Raw genomic sequence first — 20,815 nt, forward strand, 5'->3', positions numbered from 1 at the left:
AGACTTTATGGCTAAGATTTTAGTTGTTGAAGATGACAGCAATATTTTAGAACTTGTTAAGTTTAACCTAGAAAAAGAAGGCCATCAGGTAGAAGAAGCTCTTGATGGCGAAAGCGCTATTATAAAGTTACAAGAAGAATTGCCCGATTTGGTAATATTAGATCTGATGCTTCCTCGCCTTGATGGTCTTGAAGTATGTCGGAGAATTCGTTCACGGTCTCGTTCCTCGAACTTGCCTGTTATGATGCTTACAGCAAAGGGTGAGGAAGTAGATAAAGTATTAGGATTAGAGATGGGTGCCGACGACTACATGACCAAGCCTTTTAGTCCTCGCGAACTGGTGGCAAGAGTCAAGGCTCTATTAAGAAGAAGCCACCGCGGTGAAGCTTCTGCTAGCGGACCTATTCATGTTGCTGAATTGTCCATTGATGTAGAAAGGTATGAAGTCTGGATTAACGGACGCAAGCAAGATCTAACACCGAAAGAATTTGAATTATTGCGATGGTTGGCTTCTAATCCTGGTAAAGTATTTAACCGTGAGTTTTTGTTGGAACGTGTCTGGGGTTATGACTATTACGGCGATAGTAGAACAGTAGATGTACATATTCGCCATATTAGACAGAAAATCGAGAAGGACCCAAGCAATCCTAGATATATCGAAACTGTACGAGGCGTGGGATATAAATTCCGCGATCCAGCGGAAATGGGATGAAAATATTTTGAGAAAACCTTATAGCATCAAAATAATTATTGTTTACACCTATCTTTTTCTTTTGTTAATACCAGCGATTGGTTTATTTATTTTCGGACCTGCTATGGAAGATAGGTTGCAGACGGCTTGGTGGTTCCTGGGCTACCTTGTGCTCTCAACGGGGCTTGTCTATGTCTGGGCTGGAAAAATAAGTCGCACCCTTGATGATGTAAGACGAGCTGTAGAGGATATGAAAGATGGCGCCATGCCTAGACTTTATGGCATTCAAAGAGAAGGAGAGTTAGGTCAACTAGCCTCAGCCATTCGAACTACGGCAGAAAGCTTACAAAAGGAAATACGAGACTTAAATCAAGAAAAGGATAAGTTTGAAACAGTACTCGGTTCTATGGTAGAAGGCGTTGTCGGCTTTGATCGACATGGTCGTATCCTATTAGTCAATGAAGCAGCCGAAAAAATGTTATTGATTGATGCAGATAAGGCCAAGGGGAAGCTCCTTGTAGAAGTAATCCGGAATAGAGAACTAGAAACAGTATTTTCTCATACTTTACAAAGCGGTGAGGCAGGGCGACAAGAAATTCAACTTTGGCCCAATCGATGGTTGATCTATCGAGTGCAGGTCATTCCTTTCTGGTCAGAAAAGCGCCTTCGCGGTGCTGTTATGGTTCTTCAGGATATTACAGAAGTAAGACGCTTAGAGCAGATGCGAACAGAGTTTGTAGCGAATGTCTCCCATGAATTGCGAACCCCTCTGACTTCGATCAAAGGATTTGTAGAAACGTTACTCGATGGTGCTCTTGAAGATAAAAAAGTATCTCAACGATTTTTATCTATCATTGATGCTGAAACGGATCGCTTACAGCGTCTTATCGAAGACTTGCTAAAACTATCTCATATAGAAAGCCACCGCGAAGCGATCTTTCAAGGTGAAACAGATGCTGTACCAGAGATCTATCGAATTAGAAGTTTATTAACGCCGATGGCGCAGGAGAAGGATGTAATACTACACTTTGAAGTAGAAAGGTCTTTGGTGTTGGTGCCTCTTACGTCCGATCATCTGCAACAAGTTCTCGTCAACCTCGTTGAAAATGCCATTAAATACAATAAAAAAGGTGGTGTCGTTCACCTTCGGGCCTTTCAGAAAGAGGGACTGGTACAAATCACGATAAAAGATACGGGAATTGGTATTCCTGAAGAAAGCTTACCAAGAATCTTTGAGCGCTTTTATCGAGTTGATAAAGCTCGTTCCAGAGATATTGGAGGTACCGGGCTAGGTCTAGCCATTGTAAAGCATATTGTGGAAGGCAGTGGTGGAACCATCGCCGTAACTTCTCGTGTAGGCCAAGGAACGACTTTTTCGATTTCTTTTTCAAGCGTTAACAATTTAACGAGAACTTAATCTGATTTTTATGGCTCTATAATGGACAAAGTCTACTATTACCTTATAAGAACGAGGGTGAGTAGACTTTTTTTATTGCCTTTTCTTATCATCTACAAAGGAGGAATCAACAATAGTGTTACAAAATCGCAAAGCAACAAATGTGCTGGCCAAAGAAATAGATGATATGATGATTGCTCATTCCATTGCTACAAAGCCCATTGGTCAATTTACAGAACCTGTTCAGATGATGGATGGAAATATGAAAACACGTTATATTGCTGATTTTTTTGAGCGGGCACCTCATTCACAAAGTATCGTGGTTACTGATAAAGGGCTGCCAATTGGTTTGGTGATGAAAGATAAATTCTTTGCCCACCTTGGAAAGCGCTATGGTGTTTCGATCTACTACGAGAGGCCTGTCCACTTAATAATGGATCCAAATTTTACTCGTGTTGATAGCGAGGCAACGGTGGAAGACGTTTCGAAGATAGCGACACAACGAGAAAGCAATGTACTATACGATAGCATTGTTGTAACAGATCATGGTCGCTGTGTCGGCATTATTACAATTAAAGCTTTGTTAGATCTTATTACAGGAAATCAAGTTGCTTTGGCCAGGAGTCAAACAAACAGTTTAAGAAAAACAGCTGATATGGTAGCTAATATTGCTGAATTAGCGCAGAAAATTGAAGCCTATAGTGCCCAGACCAAAGAAAAGTCTCAGAACATGCACAATTCAACAGTAGGAGGTCGGAAAGCAGTAATAGAAACACTCAAAGTAATCGAGCAAATTGGTCAAGCCATAAAAAAAGAAGCAGAGATCATTCATGAACTCGAAAAATATTCCAATAAAATCAAACCCATATCGTTGGTGATTGGCAAATTAGCTGGGCAGATTGACATGCTTGCTTTGAATGCTTCTATTGAAGCAGCGCGAGCCGGTCAACATGGTCGAGGCTTTGCTGTCGTTGCAGCTGAAATCAAAAAACTTGCTGATGAGACCAATGAATCAGCTAAAAATATAACAACACTCATTCAACTAATCATTCAACAAATTAGTGAAGCCGTAAAGACAGCAAAAAATTCACAAAAGCAAGTTCACGCAGGTGAAATGATATCAGGAAAAATAGAAACATCCTTAGAAGAGATCTTCCATTCTATTGAAGAAACGAATCATCATGTAGAAGAAATTTTTGATCTAGCGAGTGAGATATCTTCTAGCTCCACCAATTTACTAGATGTAATCCAGTTTATGGCCCTACAAGCAGAGAAAGCGGCAGGTCTATCTGCCTCAAATACCCCTAGAGGGATGACGATAGAGAAAAAACCAATTAAGCAAATAAATTAACACTTTATTAAAATAATGCTAATCAAGTCATAACAACTTTTCTATATTATGATAGTCGTAGCAGGACAAAAGGTCCTGAAAAAAGAGGAGGGTAATATTTTTTATGAATCTAAAAAAAATCACAAAGGTTCTTAGTTTATCAGTTGTAACAGCTCTTCTAGGTGCAGTTGCTGTAGGTTGTACAGGAGATGACGGACAAAGCAATACGGGAGAGGGTGGACTTTCTGGAACCGTTCAAGTAAGAGGTTCTGATACATTAGTGAACATGAGCCAGGCGCTTGCTGAAGAATTTATGGATAAACATCCTAATGTCAGTGTTGCTGTAACAGGTGGTGGTTCCGGAACAGGTATCTCTGCACTGATTAACGGGACTGCTGACATGTCCAATTCTTCTCGTGATATTAAAGAAAGTGAAATCGCTGATATCAAAGAAAAAACAGGAAAAGATGTTGCGGAATATACGATTGCCCTTGATGGCCTTGGTTTCATTGTACATAAAGACAGTCCCATTGATGCATTAACCATGGAACAGTTAAAAGGTATTTACACAGGAAAAATTACGAACTGGAGCGAAGTAGGTGGCCCCGATCAAAGAATAACGGCTCTAGCTCGAGAGACTTCTTCAGGAACACACGTTTTTGTTAAAGAATTTATTTTGGACAATGAAGAATATCGTCCCGATGCCCTTCTTCAAACTTCTAGTGCAACGATAGCGAAAGAAGTAGAAACAAACCAGGCAGCAATCGGTTATGTTGGTATGGGCTATCTCACCGATAAAGTGAAAACGCTGTCTGTAAAGAAAACGGAAGAAAGCGCTCCTGTGTTCCCTACCAATGAGGCCGTAAAAGATGGTTCTTATCCTGTTTCTCGTCCCCTTCATGTCTATGCTGCAGGTGAACTAGAAGGCGCTGCCAAAGCATTCATGGACTTTATGCTCAGTACAGAAGGACAGAAAATTATCGGTGAAATGGAGTTTGTTCCTATAAAATAGCAAGGGCAAAACGTAAAATAACTGCTTATGCATAGGTAGTACAAGAAAAGCTGCAGAATAGATTAAAAAAGCCTGCTCCATTGCCTCGAAAGGATGGGCAGGCTTTTTCATAAAATAGGACACTATACCAAGAATATTTTATCATAAATTACACATAACCCCCTTCTCTGTGCGTTTTCCTCGTAATTTGTCGAAATAACTATGAACTTAACATTTTCTTAATATAACCGTAACAGAAGTCTAATAAAGTCATAGTATCGTTTACGAGAGAGAGCAGGGTCTTTTTTGTGAAAAGGATCCTGGACATAACGAGGAGGGACATCTATTTCATGACCTATTTTAAAAAGGTTCGGAAATTTCTGGCAATTTCTGTTATAACAGCCATGGCTGGCCTTGTTGCAACAGGATGTACAGGCGAACCGATGGAGTCCATTAAAGTAAAAGGCTCTGATACAATAGTGAATATGACACAAGTCCTAGCAGAAGAGTTTATGATTCAAAATGATGTTAGTATTGCTGTAACCGGTGGCGGTTCTGGTACAGGCATTGCTGCTTTGCTTAATGGAACAGCTGATATAGCAATTACTTCTCGTGATATTAAAGAAAGTGAAATAGAAACCATTAAAGAGAAAACAGGAAAAGAAGTTGTAGAGTATACAGTTGCTCTTGACGGCTTAGCCTTTGTTGTTCATCCCGAAAACCCCATTGAAGAGTTAACGATGGATCAACTGAAAGATATCTATACCGGAAAGGTAACCAACTGGCTTGAACTCGGTGGACATGATCAAAATATTGTCGTTCTTGCCCGAGAAACATCTTCTGGCACCCACGTTTTTGTTAAAGAATTTGTTATGGCCAATCAAGAATATCGCCTGATGCCCTATTATTAACGTCTAGTGGCACCATTTCCAAAGAGATTGAAACAAATCGATCGGCCATTGGCTATATCGGTGTGGGTTATCTTACCGATACGGTTAACGCCATTTCTGTTAAGAAAAATGACGAAACTGATGCTATCTACCCTACAGAAGAAGTGATTAAAAATGGATCTTATCCTATTTCGCGTCCTCTTCACTTCTATACAGCCGGTATGGCAGAAGGTCTAGCCAAAGATTTCATTGACTACGTCTTAAGTGAAGAAGGACAACAAATCGTTGACGAGATGGAGTTTGTCTCCATTAAGTAAATATATCGTTACGATGATGAAAAGTTTTCATTCGGGTAGAGTCCGACTGCTCTGCCTTTTTTTTTCTGATAGCAGTTCCCCTTAATAGAGGAGGTAAAAGCATTGAATTCAAAGGAAGGCAACGTCGTTGAAGATGAATCGTTAAACAATAAGAAAAAACTTTCCAAATCCTCTTCCACGCGCCGGCGTCTGTGGGATATCTTTGAAAAATTTTCCGAAGGCCTTCTATTTGTGAGCGCTTTTATAGGCGTTATTACTGTTATTATGATTTTTTTATTCCTCTTCAAAGAGGCCGTTCCTCTGTTTCTCGATCCCCTTTCAGCACCTACGTTAGTTGAGAAAAACTGGTACCCCATTTCAAACCCTCATGTTTTTGGTCTCTGGCCATTAATTGCCGGTTCATTGCTTGTCACTTTTGGAGCCATTGTAATCAGCGTTCCACTGGGTGTGGGAGCGGCCATTTATCTTTCTATGGTAGCAAGTCCTAAGATGCGAGAGTTTTTGAAACCAACGATTGAAGTTCTGGCAGGGATTCCTTCCGTTGTATTAGGCTTTTTTGGCCTTGTTGTATTGGCGCCATGGATTCGAGACTTTTTTGGCCTTTCTACAGGACTAACAGCTTTAACAGGCTCGATTACGCTAGCGTTGATGGCTTTGCCAACAATTACGTCTATCTCAGAAGATGCTATTTCATCAGTGCCTCGCAAATACATGGAAGCTTCTTTAAGTATGGGAGCCACTCGTTGGCAGGCGATTGTTACAGTTGTAGTGCCTGCCGCCCTATCCGGGATTACGGCTGCTGTTATGTTAGGCATTGGACGAGCCATTGGAGAAACAATGACTGTTCTTATGGTAACGGGTAATGCTGCTATCATTCCTGGCTCGTTGTTAGAACCGGTTCGAACGATGACGGCTACCATTGCTGCTGAAATGGGTGAAGTCGCTCGAGGCAGTGAACATTACCATGCGCTCTTCGTCGTTGGTGTTGTTCTCTTTATGATTACCTTTGCTGTAAACTATATAGCAGATCTGGTCAGTAGGCGCATGAAGGAGGTTGAATAGCGATGTCACCGAAATTGCAAGAAAAAATTGCATTCAGTATTTTGCGGGCCATTGCTTTCTTCATTGTGCTCTGCCTAGCTGTTGTGCTTTGGGATATTTTCTCTAAAGGTCTTCCTGCTCTAACGTGGGAGTTTATCACAGAGAATCCTCGTCGTGGTATGACCGAGGGTGGTATCTTTCCAGCCATTGTAGGTACTTTCTATCTCGTTATGGGAACGATTCTTTTTGCATTGCCTATCGGTGTTATGACAGCTATCTACCTTGTTGAGTATGCAAGAGAGTCTTGGGCAACTCGTATGATCCGATTGGCTGTTGTTAACTTAGCAGGTGTGCCTTCTGTCGTTTTTGGTCTCTTTGGTTTAGGTTTTTTTGTACTCTTTTTAGGCTTTGGTGTCTCCATCTTGGCTGGTTCGCTCACGCTGGCCTTAATGATTTTGCCAGTTATTATTACAACTTCGGAAGAAGCATTGCGAACGGTTCCGCGAGGTTATAGAGAAGCGAGTCTGGCTTTAGGTGCAACAAAGCTACAGACAATCCTCTTTATTGTTCTACCCAATGCCATGCCGGGAATTCTGACAGGTTCAATTCTTGGTGTAGCTCGAGCCGCTGGTGAAACAGCCCCTATTTTGTTAACTGTTGCAGCCTTTTTCCTACCTAGATTGCCGAGCAGCATCTTTGATCAGGCCATGGCTTTGCCATACCACCTTTATGTGTTGGCGACACAAGTACCGCACGCCGATCAATCCATCCCCTACGGAACAGCGGCTGTTTTAATGATCCTCGTGTTAGGGTTAAATTTGGTTGCCATATTATTCCGATCTTATTTCCGTCGTATGCATAAAGTGTAGTGCGTAGACTGTAGGAGGATATAATGAGTAAAGTAAAAATTATGGCTGAAGACCTAAGTCTTTTTTATGGTGACTTTCAAGCACTTAAAAAAATTAGTTTAACGATGAAAGAAAAAGAAGTAACGGCTTTAATCGGACCTTCGGGGTGTGGAAAATCTACTTTTCTACGTTGTTTAAATCGTATGAATGATATAATTCCTACTTGTCATGTAGAAGGAAAACTAACCTTTGAAGGGGAAGATATATATCACCCGGACTGTGATGTTGTAGCCTTGAGAAAAAGAGTGGGGATGGTCTTTCAGGCGCCCAACCCTTTTCCAAAAAGTATCTACGAGAATGTGGCCTATGCCCCCAAATTACATGGTACAAAAGATCGAGCCCTTTTAGATGAAATTGTAGAAACATCGCTCAAACAAGCAGCTTTATGGGATGAAGTCAAAGATCGATTGAATAAGCCAGCCTTAGGCTTATCAGGTGGTCAACAACAGCGACTCTGTATAGCTCGTGCTCTCGCTATCAAGCCAGAAGTATTATTAATGGATGAACCTACTTCAGCGCTTGATCCAATTTCAACGTTGAAGATTGAAGAGTTGATTCGTGAATTAAAGCAACATTATACGATTATTATTGTTACACACAATATGCAGCAAGCGGCCAGGGTATCCGATAGAACGGCCTTTTTCCTTGTTGGTGATCTAGTGGAAGTTGATGATACGGAAGTTATCTTCACCAATCCAAAGGATCAAAGAACGGAAGACTATATTACAGGACGATTTGGTTAAATCAAAAGAAAGGGCGGAGCATATGGCAATTAGAACAGAGTTTGACCAGTCTTTACGAGATCTACAAGCCAAACTATTGAGAATGGGGACGCTGGTAGAAGAAGCGATTCATAAGAGTACAGAAGCTTTGATCAAACAAGATAATGCCCTGGCAGATGCAGTCATTGATGGTGACGATGTTTTAGATCGTCTTCATATGGAGATTGAAGATAGCTGTATGAAGTTGATTGCGATGCAACAACCCATGGCAAAAGATCTGCGTAAGATTAGCGCCGCTTGGAGAATCTCTGTTGAATTAGAGCGCATGGCCGACAACGCTGTGGATATTGCCAAATCATATCGACGCATTGCAGGTCAACTCTACATTAAGCCCTTGATTGATATTCCAATGATGTCTGAAATTTGTCAGCAGATGGTAAAAGGTGGTCTTGACGCCTACATCAAAGACGATAAAGAAATGGCCATTAAGATGAGTGAGCTTGACCATAAAGTAGATGCCCTTTATAAGCAGGTATTTCGTGAACTTCTTGCGATTATGCTAGAAGATCCGAAAACAATTGCTCAAGCGACTCATCTCCTCTTTATAGCCCGTCATTTGGAGCGTTTTGGCGATCATGCAACGAACATTGCTGAGTCTGTTGTCTATCTCGCAACAGGTGAACGAGCTTATCTAAACGAATAGCACAAAACTATAAAAAGCCGCCCTTTGAAAGAAAAGGGTGGCTTTTTTGTTTTTTTACATGTCGACAAAACCTGCAAGATCAGGCAATGGTGAATGATTTTTGAAGCTTTCGCACATAGATAAGCTGTAATGCCACTATTTCTGAGGAGAGAAGTAGGTTGAAAAAGCGAGAAATTGGCGTACTAGAACGGCCACCTTTAATAATTTCCTTGCCTTTAAGTTTACAGCATCTTTTTGCTATGTTCGGAGCTACTGTCTTGGTGCCTATGTTTTTTCAAGTGAATCCGGCTACCATATTACTCTTTAATGGAATTGGTACGCTCCTCTACTTGATTCTTTGCAAAGGTCAGATTCCTGCTTATCTAGGCTCTAGCTTTGCATTTATCTCTCCAGTACTACTCGTATTGCCTCAATATGGTTATGAAGCAGCCTTAGGAGCTTTTATTGTTGTAGGCATTATCTTCTCAATCGTTGCTATGATTATTGCTGTATCTGGAACAAAATGGATTGAAATTGTTTTTCCGCCTGCCGCTATGGGTGCTATCGTAACTGTCATTGGGTTGGAATTGGCGCCTGTGGCAGCTGATATGGCCGGCCTAACAGCAGAAGTGCTGGATCCTCAAGTCATAACAGTTTCCTTGTTTACCTTGGCTGTAACTGTAGTCGGCTCTTTGGTCTTTCGAGGCTTTCTTGCTGTAATTCCAATTCTGATTGGCGTTCTTGCAGGCTACTTTCTTGCCTTATTCTGGGGCATGGTTGATCTTCGATTGATTCAAGAGGCTCCTTGGTTGGCCATGCCAACGCTTTATAGACCTTCTTTTGAATGGGAAGCGATTGCGATTATTGCACCGGCTGCCCTCGTTGTAATTGCGGAACACATCGGTCATCTCGTCGTTACGGGTAATATCGTTGGAAAGGATCTATCGAAGGAACCGGGACTGCATCGCTCTTTACTTGGTAACGGCCTTTCGACGACACTTTCTGGTTTTTTTGGCTCTACACCGAATACAACCTATGGTGAAAACATTGGTGTAATGGCTATTACTAGAGTCTATTCAGTATGGGTTCTTGGTGGCGCAGCGATTATTGCCATTGTTTTATCTTTCGTGGGAAAACTAGCGGCTGCTATACAAACCATTCCTACAGCTGTAATGGGTGGTGTATCTTTGCTTCTCTTTGGCGTCATTGCAGCTTCCGGTGTGCGCATGCTAGTAGAGACAAATGTTAACTACTCAAAAGCAAGCAACTTAATTCTAACGTCTGTTGTTCTTGTCATCGGTGTGAGTGGCGCCAGACTTTCATGGGGTGCCTTTACTTTAAAAGGAATGGCTCTGGCTACGGTGGTGGCCATTTTACTAAGCTTACTTTTTCGTTTCTTAGAGATTAAAAAACTTACAAATGATAGTGTAGAGGAATAAATCATTGTATTTCTGCATAGAGCCCGGATTGACAATCGTCGGTCCGGGCTTTAACATTACTAAGGAAGCGCTGGGAAAAGAATAATAACTAGGGGGTCAATTCATGTCCCGGCTAACAATGGTTCCTCTTGGCAAAGAAGCAATGGTTCGTCGAAGACGAACAAACATATTAAAGATATCAACCTTTGTGGCACTCCTCTTTATCACGTTAAGCGCCGCCTGGTTGTTAAAAGGTGTTGTTACTTCTTGGTTTGTCAAAACAATTGTTGATACAGAGCCTGCTAGAATAGGTCAACTGGCTGATACTCGTGAACTGCCTGGATGGTTGATTCGAGATGAAGTGATTGTTAACGCACCTGTGACAGGAAGAATAGAGCCGCTTGTCGAGGATTATGAGCGTGTCAGATTGGGAACGACTGTAGCAAGAGTAAGAACTATCAATCCTTCAGGTATGGATATGGGAGAATGGGTTGAAATTACCTCACCCAGATCGGGTCTTGTGGTCTATGCAGTTGATGGGTTAGAAGATATTATGTCTGTTAGAATATTAGAAGAAAGAGAAGCCCATCAAATCTCTTCACTTCGAGAAAAAGAAAGAAGAATTGAAGCAAATCAGCTTATACAACAAGGACAACCTCTTTTTAAGATTATTAACAACCTCGATAAAGCCCACTTCTTAGCTCACTATAAAATACAAGAACTAGGAAGAGCATTGGTGCCAGGCGCTCGTGTTACTTTGGCCTTAAGCCCAGAAGGACCTACTTTCTCAGCTCGTGTCATTAATGTACGGGGTGGAGACGAAGCTTGGGTGCTTTTACAGCTTTCCAATCCTTCAGTCGATATCATGAAAGAGCGGAAAGTAAACTTCCAACTTGTCGATAAAATTCATCGTGGCATTGTTTTGCCAACGTCAGCTCTTGTTGAGAAAGACGGTCAAAGTGGAGTTCTGTTGAGCATCAAAAAACGTGCCCAGTGGAGACCTGTCGAAGTCATTGCTGTCATTGACAAGCAGATGGTTGTGCAAGGGATTGATGAAGGTCAACTTGTTGTCTTAAATCCTCAATATATTCAAGAAGGACAAGAAATCAAATAAGGGTTGATCCATAAAAAGTCAGAAAATAAAAATATAATAGAGACATATTTTTAAAAGAAATGTAGCAGGATTTTCCTTTTTCTGTGGCGAAATACGAAACAGGCTGAAGGGATTGAGCATAAATAATGGGTCATATTGAGAAGAATCTGGACCGTCTTCAACAAGAAATTCATGCAGCAGCTCATAGATCAGGGCGGAAGCCAGAAGAGGTTCGGCTCATTGCAGTGACAAAAAATGTTTCGATCGCAAGCATAGAGGAAGCGATTGCTGCCGGCGTTACAACGGTGGGAGAAAATCGTGTGCAAGAATTGAAGAATAAGATTCATCAAATACACACTCCCGTTCAATGGCATATGATTGGCACATTGCAATCTAACAAAGTAAAGTATATCTATGATAAAGTCGATCTTATCCATTCGCTGGATAGAATATCATTGGCCATGGCCATTCAAAAGTATGCTAGGTTACTCGGGAGGCCAATCTCTTGCTTGGTTGAAGTCAATGTGGCACAAGAAGATAGCAAGGAAGGTTTGAAGGTAGAAGAAGTTCCTGCTTTTCTACGTCAAGTCTCTCAGCTAGAAGGAATAGCTGTACAAGGTCTCATGACCATGGCTCCTTACACAGAGAAACCTGAAGAAGTTCGTTGGGTTTTTCAAAGGCTGCGAGAGTTGTCCCATGAAGTAACAGAAAGTAATTTTAATGGTGTTACAATGAAAGAGTTATCCATGGGTATGTCCAACGATTTTAAAATTGCTGTAGAGGAAGGCTCCACCATGGTTCGTGTAGGAACTGCAATTTTTGGTGAGCCTTAGTTAGAGAGGAGGAGCTTACACAGTGGCGAAGATCTTAGACAAGTTTTACAATATCATGGGCTTAGGTGATGAGTATGAAGAAGTGGAAGAGAGAGTGGTAAAAGAGCCAGAGAAAAATAATTTTTCCGCTAAAAATACGCAGGAGCGACCAGAGAGACAAATTGGTGCACCTGTTTTAAGTCTAGCATCGGAAAGACAGAAAAAAGATCACAAAGTGGTTGTTGTCGATCCGAAAAGTTTTGAAGAAGCCCAGAGCATTGCCGATCACCTTAAAAGTAAAAGGCAAGTTATATTAAATCTAGAAAAATCGGATCGTGAAATGGCACAGCGTATCATTGATTTTGTCAGTGGCACCACCTATGCTCTTAACGGTTCGATGCAAAAAGTAGGTGCTCATATCTTTGTTTTTGCACCGAGCCATGTCGATATATCGGGAGATATACTTGCTGAGAGTACACTGATACGTCCTCGTGTTTGGGCGAGTAAAGGCTAGGAGTGAATCATTTGGGTCAACAGTTTCTCCAAAATCGAAAGATTGGGTTTATCGGTGGCGGAGCTATGGCTGAAGCGTTGCTACGAGGTCTAAGCAATCTATTTACACCTGACCGCCTAGCCGTCTCAGACTTATCAGAACAGCGATTAAAGTACCTAAAAGAGGAATTATCGGTAAATATATATATAGATAATAATTTACTTTGCAGAGACTGTACCATTCTTCTGTTGGCCATAAAGCCACAAGTGTTACCACAAGTGCTCACTTCCCTGAAAGGCAAGATAGGGAGAGACCACCTTGTCATATCTGTAGCAGCTGGGATTTCATTACAGAAACTTGAATCGCTCTTGCCAGAGGGTGTTCCTGCTATCCGAGTAATGCCCAATACGCCTTCTTTGATCGGGAAGGGTGTCTCGGCGCTATCCAGAGGAACTCACGTTTCAGATGAACAAATTGAAGCAGCTATGACTTTGATGGGTGCAGTTGGTACTGTAGAACTTGTCCCAGAAGCTTATATGGATGCTGTAACGGGAGTCAGTGGTAGTGGGCCTGCCTATGTATATTTATTCATCGAAGCTTTCATTGATGCAGCTGTACGAGAAGGATTACCACGTGATTTAGCGCGCAATCTTGCCTTGCATACTGTAATAGGTGCTGCTGAAATGGTCCTACAGTCGGGCAACCATCCTGCTGTAGAAAAAGATAAAGTAACCTCACCGGGCGGCACAACGATAGCAGCGCTAGAAGCGCTAGAAGAAAAAGGGCTGCGGTCAGCTCTATTCGCTGCTGTTAATGCAGCAGCGCAACGCGCTCGTCAGCTTGCAACATCCGAATAAAGCTTTATATGGTCTTTCGCTAGATTTTTTTATCAGAATGGAGGTTGACCTTTGGGGCTTGGCCAGATTATCTCTACGGCTTTCTGGGTGATGAAAGTCCTTATCTTAATCCGCGTTGTTGTCTCTTACTTTCCTCATAATCCTAACAATGCAGTTTTTAAGTTTATTTATGAAGTTACCGAGCCAATACTGGCACCTTTACGTAAAGTTGTACCGATTCCAAAATCATTGCCTATTGACTTTACCCCGCTCGTAGCATTTATTCTATTAAGCATTTTAGAGCAAATTGTTTGGAGCATTTTTCGTTAATTAAATTTAACAAGCAGGGTATAACTACAACAGAGACCTTGTTACACAGAAAAACAACTGTTTTTTGTAAGAAGCACCTGTTGAACCATGGGCGAGGAGGTCTCAATGTTAACGCCTTTGGAGATCCACCAAAAAGAGTTCAAAAAAAGCGCCTGGGGTTATAAAGCAGAAGAAGTCGATTTTTTCTTGGATAGAATTGCACGAGCTCATGAAGCTTTATATAAAGAGAATATGATTCTCAAAGAAAAAATAGCCCAGGTAGAAGATAACTTGTGTCGATACAAAAAACTAGAAGAAACTTTAAGCACAACGCTGCTTTTAGCCCAAAAGACGGCTGACGAAGTGAAATCATCAGCCCAACGAGAATCGGAATTGATGCTTAAAGAAGCAAAACATCAAGCAGAAATTATCATAACGAATGCCAAAGATAAACAAAAAGAGCTAGAGCAAAATTTTGAACACCTTAAGAATCAATCTCGACAGTTTCGTCTTCAATTTAAAGCGATGCTACTGTCACAACTAGAAGCTCTGAACGAAGATGAAGTTGCCAAAAAAGAGATTGACGAGAAGAATCAGAAAAAAGTAGAATGTAAAAAAGAGTCTGCCCATACCTATAATGATCAAGATGAGATGTTTTCACCGGCTCTACAGGTAGCAATCGCGAAAGCCGATTTTGCTGCCCCTGTAGAAGGGTTTACGGAGTTAGGTGGATCAAAAATCAATAAAGCCATATAATAAAGCTTATAATCTACTATTCTAAAAGCAAAGAATGGGACAGATAGCATGGAATTGTCTTGACAGCGAACCTGGATTTGGTGGAAGCCAGGACTTGACGACCATGGCTATATCCCCCAGGAGCTGCGTCAGTGAAGCAGAGTAATTGACGACGGAAGTGGCCGTTATCCGCGCTTAAGAGGCTGTGAGCTACCTGTGTTAAAGGTGGATTACAGTGAATTAGGGTGGTACCGCGAGCTATTTCGCCCCTTGCATATGTAAGGGGCTTTTTATTTTATATTGAGGTGTGAATAGGTTGAACGAGAAAGATACTTTAGATTACAGCAAAACATTGAACTTGCCAAAAACAGATTTTCCAATGCGAGCAAACTTACCCAAACGAGAACCGGATATTCAGAAGTACTGGGATGAAATTAACCTTTATCAGGAAGTAGCTCAATCCAATCAAGGGAAAAAGAAGTTTATCCTTCATGATGGCCCACCTTATGCCAACGGCGACATTCACTTAGGTCACACATTGAACAAAGTGCTGAAAGACTTTATTGTCAAGTACCACTCCATGGCGGGATACGATGCGCCATATGTACCGGGTTGGGACACCCATGGTTTACCCATTGAGCAGCGAGCCATAAAAGCTTTAGGTTTAAATCGTCATGCTGTTTCACCTCTTGAGTTTCGTCAGCGGTGCCAGGAATACGCATTAAAATATGTAAACATTCAGCGAGATCAGTTTAAGCGTTTGGGTGTTCGAGGCGACTGGGAAAACCCCTATCTAACGTTGCACAAAGATTTTGAAGCGGCTCAAATCGGCATATTCGGTGAAATGGCGAAAAAAGGCTACATCTACAAAGGCATGAAGCCTGTCTATTGGTGTGCTTCCTGTGAGACTGCTCTGGCAGAAGCAGAAGTTGAATATGGTGATAAAGAGTCTAATTCTATTTATGTAAAATTTTCTGTTGAAGATAGCAAAGGTCTCTTTGCCGCAGAAGATGCTTCAATTGTAATCTGGACAACAACGCCATGGACTTTACCAGCCAACGTAGCCATCACGGTTCATCCAGAATATCGCTATGTTCTTGTAGCTTACGGCGAAGAAAAATTAATTCTAGCGAAAGAATTGCTTTCTGCATTCGAAGAAATTACAGGGCTAGGTACTGGTAAAATCATAGGAGAATGGTCAGGGAAAGAACTAGAATACGTAACTTGTCAACATCCCTTCATGGATCGCCAGTCTATTGTTATTGTGGGAGACCATGTAACACTAGAACAAGGTACAGGCTGCGTTCATACGGCACCTGGACATGGGGAAGAAGACTTTATGGTTGCTAAGACCTATAAGCTTCCTGTCATCTCTCCACTCGATAACCAGGGGCGCTTTACAGCCGAAGGAGGTCTTGTAGCAGGCCTCAAAACGACAGATGCAAACGCTGTCGTAATTGAAGAATTGTCCAAGAGAAATCAACTTGTTCTTTCAGCGAAGGTACGACATCAATATCCTCACTGTTGGCGCTGTAAAGAGCCCATTCTTTTCCGTGCTACAGAGCAATGGTTTGCGTCTATTGATGGTTTCCGCCAAGAAGCACTTACTGCGATTGAACAAGTCCAATGGATTCCAAACTGGGGTAAAGACCGAATTCATAATATGGTGGCCGATCGAGGCGACTGGTGTATATCCCGACAACGGATCTGGGGCGTACCGATTCCCATCTTTTATTGTAGCGATTGCGGCGAAGCGATTATTAATGACGAAACAATTACCCATATTCAAAAGCTTTTCCGCGACCATGGTTCTGATATTTGGTTTGCGAAAGAGGCTGATGAGCTCATCCCTCCAGGTTTGGCTTGTGGTAAATGCGGTCATGGCTCTTTCCGCAAAGAAACAGACATTATGGATGTTTGGTTTGACTCAGGATCTTCCCACGCTGCTGTGCTGGAGGGGCGGGAAGGCCTAAGTTGGCCTGCTGATCTGTACTTAGAAGGTTCGGATCAGCATCGCGGCTGGTTCAACTCATCGCTATCAACGGCTGTCGCTACAAAAGGAACAGCGCCCTATCGCGCTGTCTTAACCCATGGTTTTCTTGTTGATGAGCAAGGACGCAAGATGTCTAAGTCCTTAGGGAATGGCGTTGATCCCCTCGATGTTATCAAAGAGATGGGGGCTGACATTTTACGTCTCTGGGTAACGTCAGCCGATTATCGATCGGACGTGGCTGTATCTCCCAATATTCTTCGCCAGATCGCCGACAGCTATCGAAAGGTAAGAAATACATTCCGCTTTTTCTTGGGCAATTTATACGATTTTGACCCTGCGAAAGACATGGTAGCAGATCAGGATTTATTAGAACTGGATCGCTGGGCTCTTATGAACTTGAATCGACTTATTCAGCGCGTAACCACAGCTTGCCAGAATTATGAATTTCACGTCATATACCATGCTGTTCACAACTTCTGTGCCGTTGAAATGAGTGCACTATACCTAGATATCATCAAAGATAGACTCTATGCGTCACCGGCTGAATCTCTAGAGAGAAGGTCAGCGCAAACAGTTCTTTATAAAAGCGCCCATGCCCTAGTACGATTGCTGGCACCATTTATTTCCTTCACCGCCGAAGAAATCTGGCGCCATATACCGGGAGCAGAGGCTGAATCGAAAACTGTACAGACCATGCCTTGGCCTGAGTACAATGACTCTTACAACGACCTGCTCTTGAAGAGTAAGATGGAAAAGCTCTTAGAAGTCCGTGCTCGCGTCTCTAAAGCCCTGGAATTGGCTCGTCAGAATAAAGTGATTGGTCACTCCTTAGAAAGCAAAGTAGAACTATATGTCGAAAAAGACTTGCAAGATTTCCTGAAAGATGAAAACCTTGCACCTTTCTTCATTGTATCAACGGCCAGAATTGCTGGACTAGGTCAAGAAGCGCCGGCTCATGCCTATCGGGATCAAGAATTCCCTCAGCTAGCTGTTGTTGTAAGCAAAGCAGAAGGAAGCAAATGTGAGCGTTGCTGGATTTATAGCACTGATATTAGCCAAGATGAGGATTATCAAAAACTATGCCCTCGTTGCGTAGAAGTAATCCAAGGAAAGTAAATCAAAATTGTAAAATAAAAGTTCCTAAAGCCACCGTATGGATACGGTGGCTTTACTTCTCTCTGATAGTTTCTATTCACGGGGTAACGATACAGATAGTGCTTAAAAGCGAGGGAGGCGAAAGAAGATGGCTCTATCGGCAACGAAGGCTACCAAAAAGATGATTGCCATCGGTGTATCGAACCGCCACATTCACCTGGCTGCACAAGATATGGAGATTCTTTTTGGGCCAGACCATGAGCCCCAAGAATTTAAGAAGCTATCTCAACCTGGTCAATATGCCTCACAAGACGTCGTTACCTTACTAGGACCGAAAGGTACCATTGAAAAAGTACGAATCTTAATGCCTTTTCGATCGAAAACGCAAATCGAAGTTTCCTTGACAGACTGCTTTAAGCTCGGGATTCCTCCTGTTATTCGAGATTCAGGTGATACACAAGGCTCGCCGGGTGTTACTATGATCGGACCGAAAGGGCAAGTTACTCTTCAAGAAGGCGTGATTGTAGCAGCACGTCATATTCATCTAAAACCTGAAGAAGCAGAATTATTAGAGGTAAAAGATGGGCAACGAATCTCAGTGGAAGTACAAGGAGAACGAGGGCTTCGCTTTGATGAAGTTTAATTCGTGTTCACCCATCTTTTGCAGCAGAAATGCATATCGATACCGATGAAGCCAATGCTGCTGCCATAAAAAATGGTGAACTTGTCACCCTTTTATTACCAAAGGAAGCGGCAAAAGCAACAACACCTTACGCACTTGTGTGAACAATCATAAAAATATTTGCAACTTCGACAATTTTTGATATCAGGGCAGGAGTTGCAAGAGCAGGCACGAAATAAGTAAGAATACCTTGTAGACAAGGTAATCTTATAGGCTTGTGCCTTTTTTTTGAGGAGTGGAACTTTATGACAGCGAAAAAAGACAATCGCGTTATTGTTACTGTAATCGGACAAGATAAAGTGGGAATTATTGCTGCTGTAGCTACTATTTTAGCAGAAGCCCATGCCAATATCTTGGATATTAGTCAAACGATTATGCAAGAAGAGTTTTTTGCCATGATCATGGTTGTTGATCTCGAAGAGGCCCGAGTTTCCTATGATCAACTTAAAAGTACCTTGGATGAAAAAGGAAAGAGTCTGGGCGTTCAAATCATGGCCCAACATGAAGATGTCTTTAAATTCATGCATCGTATTTAATTATTACAGGAGGCCATGATACTATGCCGATGACTATCGCCAATGATGAAATTTTGGAAACCATTCGAATGGTACAGATGGAAAACCTTGATATCCGAACAATTACCATGGGAATTTCTTTGAGGGACTGCACTCGTATCAGTGCTGATACTACAGCCCAGGCTATCTATGATAAGATTACGAAAAAAGCCGAAAATCTTGTTCAAGCAGGAGAAGAAATCGAAAAAGAATACGGTATTCCTATTATAAACAAAAGAATTTCTGTAACTCCTATCGCCATTGTTGCAGAAAGTTGTAGCGAAGGAGATTATCTAAAAATTGTTAAGGCTCTTGACCGAGCTGCGATTGAAGTCGGCGTCAACTTTATTGGTGGATATTCTGCCTTGGTTCACAAAGGAAAGACCGTCGGCGATGAAAAGCTCATTCAATCGTTACCAGAAGCTTTAAGTATTACAGAGCGGGTATGTGCTTCTATCAATATTGCCACGACCAAAGCAGGCATCAATATGGATGCAGTGGCTCAAATGGGAAGAATTATTAAAGAAACGGCAGAAGCAACAGCGCAACGTGACGGAATTGGATGCGCCAAGCTTGTTGTTTTTTGTAATGTTCCAGAAGACAATCCCTTTATGGCCGGTGCTTTCCATGGGATTGGAGAGCCTGAGTCTGTCATTAACGTAGGTGTAAGCGGTCCCGGTGTGGTATTAAATGCTGTTCGGAAAAAGCCGGGCTGTGATTTTGGAGCGCTGGCTACAACGATCAAACATACAGCATTTAAGATTACTCGTATGGGAGAGTTAGTTGGACGTGCTGCCTCTGCAAAGTTAGGTGTGCCTTTTGGGATTATTGATCTTTCTTTAGCTCCAACACCAGCCATTGGTGATAGTGTGGCAGATATTCTGGAAGCCATGGGATTGGAACGTTGCGGTACCCATGGAACAACAGCAGCCCTAGCACTCCTGAATGACGCCGTAAAAAAAGGCGGCGCTATGGCATCTTCCCATGTTGGTGGTCTATCGGGCGCATTTATTCCTGTTAGTGAAGACGCTGGCATGATTGCAGCTGTAGAAGTCGGTGCATTGAGCATCGACAAGCTAGAAGCGATGACCTGTGTGTGCTCTGTCGGTTTAGATATGATTGCAGTACCTGGTGATACAGCACCTGAAACCATCAGTGCAATTATTGCGGATGAAGCAGCCATTGGCATGATTAATCGCAAGACCACTGCCGTTCGTATCATTCCCGTTCCTGGCAAAAAAGTAGGGGACCATGTAGAGTTTGGTGGATTGCTCGGACATGCGCCTGTAATGGAAGTACATCCTTTTAGTGCTGCTTCTTTCATTGGTCGTGGAGGTCGAATTCCGGCTCCCCTACAGGCTTTAAATAACTAAAAAAAGAAAACAATGCAAAGCCACCTTCAGTTTTTTAGGAGGTGGTTTTTTTTGCAAGAATAAAGGAGTTAAAAACTCAGAAATAGAAGATATTTACATATAGTAAGGTGTTGAGAGGATGGGCAAAATGAAAGAGGAGAAAAAGAAGCCAGAAAATCCGCAGCTGCTGGAAAAAGTATCTCAAAAGATCGATGACATGGCTGTGGACTTGGAAAAATTAAAAGTGGCTGAATATATAGAAATGCTGAATAATCCCAGACGGCTGCTTTTTCTTAACTTTTTAGCAGGTATTGCTAGAGGCCTTGGGATGGCTATCGGCTTTACCATCTTAGGTGCTATTGTCTTGATCATTTTGAGAGAACTGGTTGTCCTGAATCTTCCTCTAGTAGGTGGTTTTATCGCTGAAGTGGTGCGAATGGTGCAGACGCAAATGGGCATGCAATAAAATTATAAA

Annotated in this window: 21 protein-coding genes, 1 pseudogene and 1 other annotated feature; all 22 genes and pseudogenes read left to right on the forward strand. The window is 42.1% G+C overall.

Annotation, left to right across the window (positions count from 1 at the left end; all coding sequences use genetic code 11):
* Positions 1–7 precede the first annotated feature (7 nt).
* Positions 8–712: a response regulator transcription factor gene (locus FTV88_RS08380; RefSeq protein ID WP_153725221.1), complete on the forward strand. Its 705-nt coding sequence runs from the start codon at positions 8–10 to the stop codon at positions 710–712.
* A gap of 7 nt (positions 713–719) precedes the next feature.
* Positions 720–2,108 carry a two-component system histidine kinase PnpS gene (pnpS, locus tag FTV88_RS08385; protein ID WP_162007959.1) on the forward strand — a complete coding sequence of 463 codons (1,389 nt, stop codon included), beginning with the start codon at positions 720–722 and terminating at the stop codon, positions 2,106–2,108.
* A gap of 115 nt (positions 2,109–2,223) precedes the next feature.
* The gene (locus FTV88_RS08390) at positions 2,224–3,438 is read left to right on the forward strand and encodes a methyl-accepting chemotaxis protein (protein ID WP_153725223.1); all 1,215 of its coding nucleotides are present in this window, start codon (positions 2,224–2,226) and stop codon (positions 3,436–3,438) included.
* A 103-nt stretch (positions 3,439–3,541) separates the two neighbouring features.
* Entirely contained in the window at positions 3,542–4,429 is an 888-nt protein-coding gene (locus tag FTV88_RS08395) for a phosphate ABC transporter substrate-binding protein (RefSeq protein ID WP_153725224.1), read from the forward strand.
* A 329-nt stretch (positions 4,430–4,758) separates the two neighbouring features.
* Positions 4,759–5,319: a substrate-binding domain-containing protein gene (locus FTV88_RS16050; RefSeq protein WP_153725225.1), complete on the forward strand. Its 561-nt coding sequence runs from the start codon at positions 4,759–4,761 to the stop codon at positions 5,317–5,319.
* A gap of 62 nt (positions 5,320–5,381) precedes the next feature.
* Entirely contained in the window at positions 5,382–5,615 is a 234-nt protein-coding gene (locus FTV88_RS16055) for a substrate-binding domain-containing protein (RefSeq protein WP_162007960.1), read from the forward strand.
* A gap of 102 nt (positions 5,616–5,717) precedes the next feature.
* Entirely contained in the window at positions 5,718–6,677 is a 960-nt protein-coding gene (gene pstC, locus FTV88_RS08410) for a phosphate ABC transporter permease subunit PstC (RefSeq protein WP_243137061.1), read from the forward strand.
* A gap of 2 nt (positions 6,678–6,679) precedes the next feature.
* Positions 6,680–7,525 (forward strand): phosphate ABC transporter permease PstA, encoded by an 846-nt coding sequence (gene pstA, locus FTV88_RS08415; RefSeq protein ID WP_153725227.1) that lies wholly within the window; start codon positions 6,680–6,682, stop codon positions 7,523–7,525.
* Between the two features lie 23 nt (positions 7,526–7,548).
* Entirely contained in the window at positions 7,549–8,307 is a 759-nt protein-coding gene (gene pstB, locus FTV88_RS08420; RefSeq protein ID WP_153725228.1) for a phosphate ABC transporter ATP-binding protein PstB, read from the forward strand.
* A 22-nt stretch (positions 8,308–8,329) separates the two neighbouring features.
* Positions 8,330–8,989, forward strand: a complete 660-nt coding sequence (phoU, locus tag FTV88_RS08425) for a phosphate signaling complex protein PhoU (protein ID WP_153725229.1) — start codon at positions 8,330–8,332, stop codon at positions 8,987–8,989.
* A gap of 158 nt (positions 8,990–9,147) precedes the next feature.
* Positions 9,148–10,407 (forward strand): uracil permease, encoded by a 1,260-nt coding sequence (gene uraA, locus FTV88_RS08430; protein WP_153725230.1) that lies wholly within the window; start codon positions 9,148–9,150, stop codon positions 10,405–10,407.
* Positions 10,408–10,510: 103 nt separating this feature from the next.
* Positions 10,511–11,500: a biotin/lipoyl attachment domain-containing protein gene (locus tag FTV88_RS08435; RefSeq protein WP_153725231.1), complete on the forward strand. Its 990-nt coding sequence runs from the start codon at positions 10,511–10,513 to the stop codon at positions 11,498–11,500.
* A 125-nt stretch (positions 11,501–11,625) separates the two neighbouring features.
* Positions 11,626–12,312 (forward strand): YggS family pyridoxal phosphate-dependent enzyme, encoded by a 687-nt coding sequence (locus tag FTV88_RS08440; RefSeq protein ID WP_153725232.1) that lies wholly within the window; start codon positions 11,626–11,628, stop codon positions 12,310–12,312.
* A gap of 22 nt (positions 12,313–12,334) precedes the next feature.
* Positions 12,335–12,805, forward strand: a complete 471-nt coding sequence (locus FTV88_RS08445) for a cell division protein SepF (protein WP_153725233.1) — start codon at positions 12,335–12,337, stop codon at positions 12,803–12,805.
* Between the two features lie 11 nt (positions 12,806–12,816).
* Positions 12,817–13,641: a pyrroline-5-carboxylate reductase gene (gene proC, locus FTV88_RS08450; RefSeq protein ID WP_243137062.1), complete on the forward strand. Its 825-nt coding sequence runs from the start codon at positions 12,817–12,819 to the stop codon at positions 13,639–13,641.
* 51 nt (positions 13,642–13,692) lie between these two features.
* Positions 13,693–13,950, forward strand: a complete 258-nt coding sequence (locus FTV88_RS08455) for a YggT family protein (protein ID WP_153725234.1) — start codon at positions 13,693–13,695, stop codon at positions 13,948–13,950.
* Positions 13,951–14,055: 105 nt separating this feature from the next.
* Positions 14,056–14,685: a DivIVA domain-containing protein gene (locus FTV88_RS08460; RefSeq protein ID WP_162007961.1), complete on the forward strand. Its 630-nt coding sequence runs from the start codon at positions 14,056–14,058 to the stop codon at positions 14,683–14,685.
* Positions 14,686–14,706: 21 nt separating this feature from the next.
* Positions 14,707–14,938, forward strand: a binding site (T-box leader).
* Positions 14,939–15,043: 105 nt separating this feature from the next.
* Positions 15,044–17,773, forward strand: coding sequence for an isoleucine--tRNA ligase (gene ileS, locus FTV88_RS08465; RefSeq protein ID WP_243137496.1), 2,730 nt, complete (start codon positions 15,044–15,046; stop codon positions 17,771–17,773).
* Positions 17,774–17,984: 211 nt separating this feature from the next.
* Positions 17,985–18,538: pseudogene (pduL, locus tag FTV88_RS08470) on the forward strand (phosphate propanoyltransferase).
* 141 nt (positions 18,539–18,679) lie between these two features.
* Entirely contained in the window at positions 18,680–18,970 is a 291-nt protein-coding gene (locus FTV88_RS08475; protein WP_153725237.1) for an ACT domain-containing protein, read from the forward strand.
* Positions 18,971–18,993: 23 nt separating this feature from the next.
* Positions 18,994–20,361, forward strand: coding sequence for a PFL family protein (locus tag FTV88_RS08480; RefSeq protein WP_153725238.1), 1,368 nt, complete (start codon positions 18,994–18,996; stop codon positions 20,359–20,361).
* A 127-nt stretch (positions 20,362–20,488) separates the two neighbouring features.
* Positions 20,489–20,806, forward strand: coding sequence for a DUF5665 domain-containing protein (locus FTV88_RS08485; protein ID WP_153726576.1), 318 nt, complete (start codon positions 20,489–20,491; stop codon positions 20,804–20,806).
* Positions 20,807–20,815: the final 9 nt, after the last annotated feature.

The organism is Heliorestis convoluta (genome assembly GCF_009649955.1).
In the GTDB taxonomy this organism is placed as follows: Bacteria; Bacillota; Desulfitobacteriia; order Heliobacteriales; family Heliobacteriaceae; genus Heliorestis; species Heliorestis convoluta.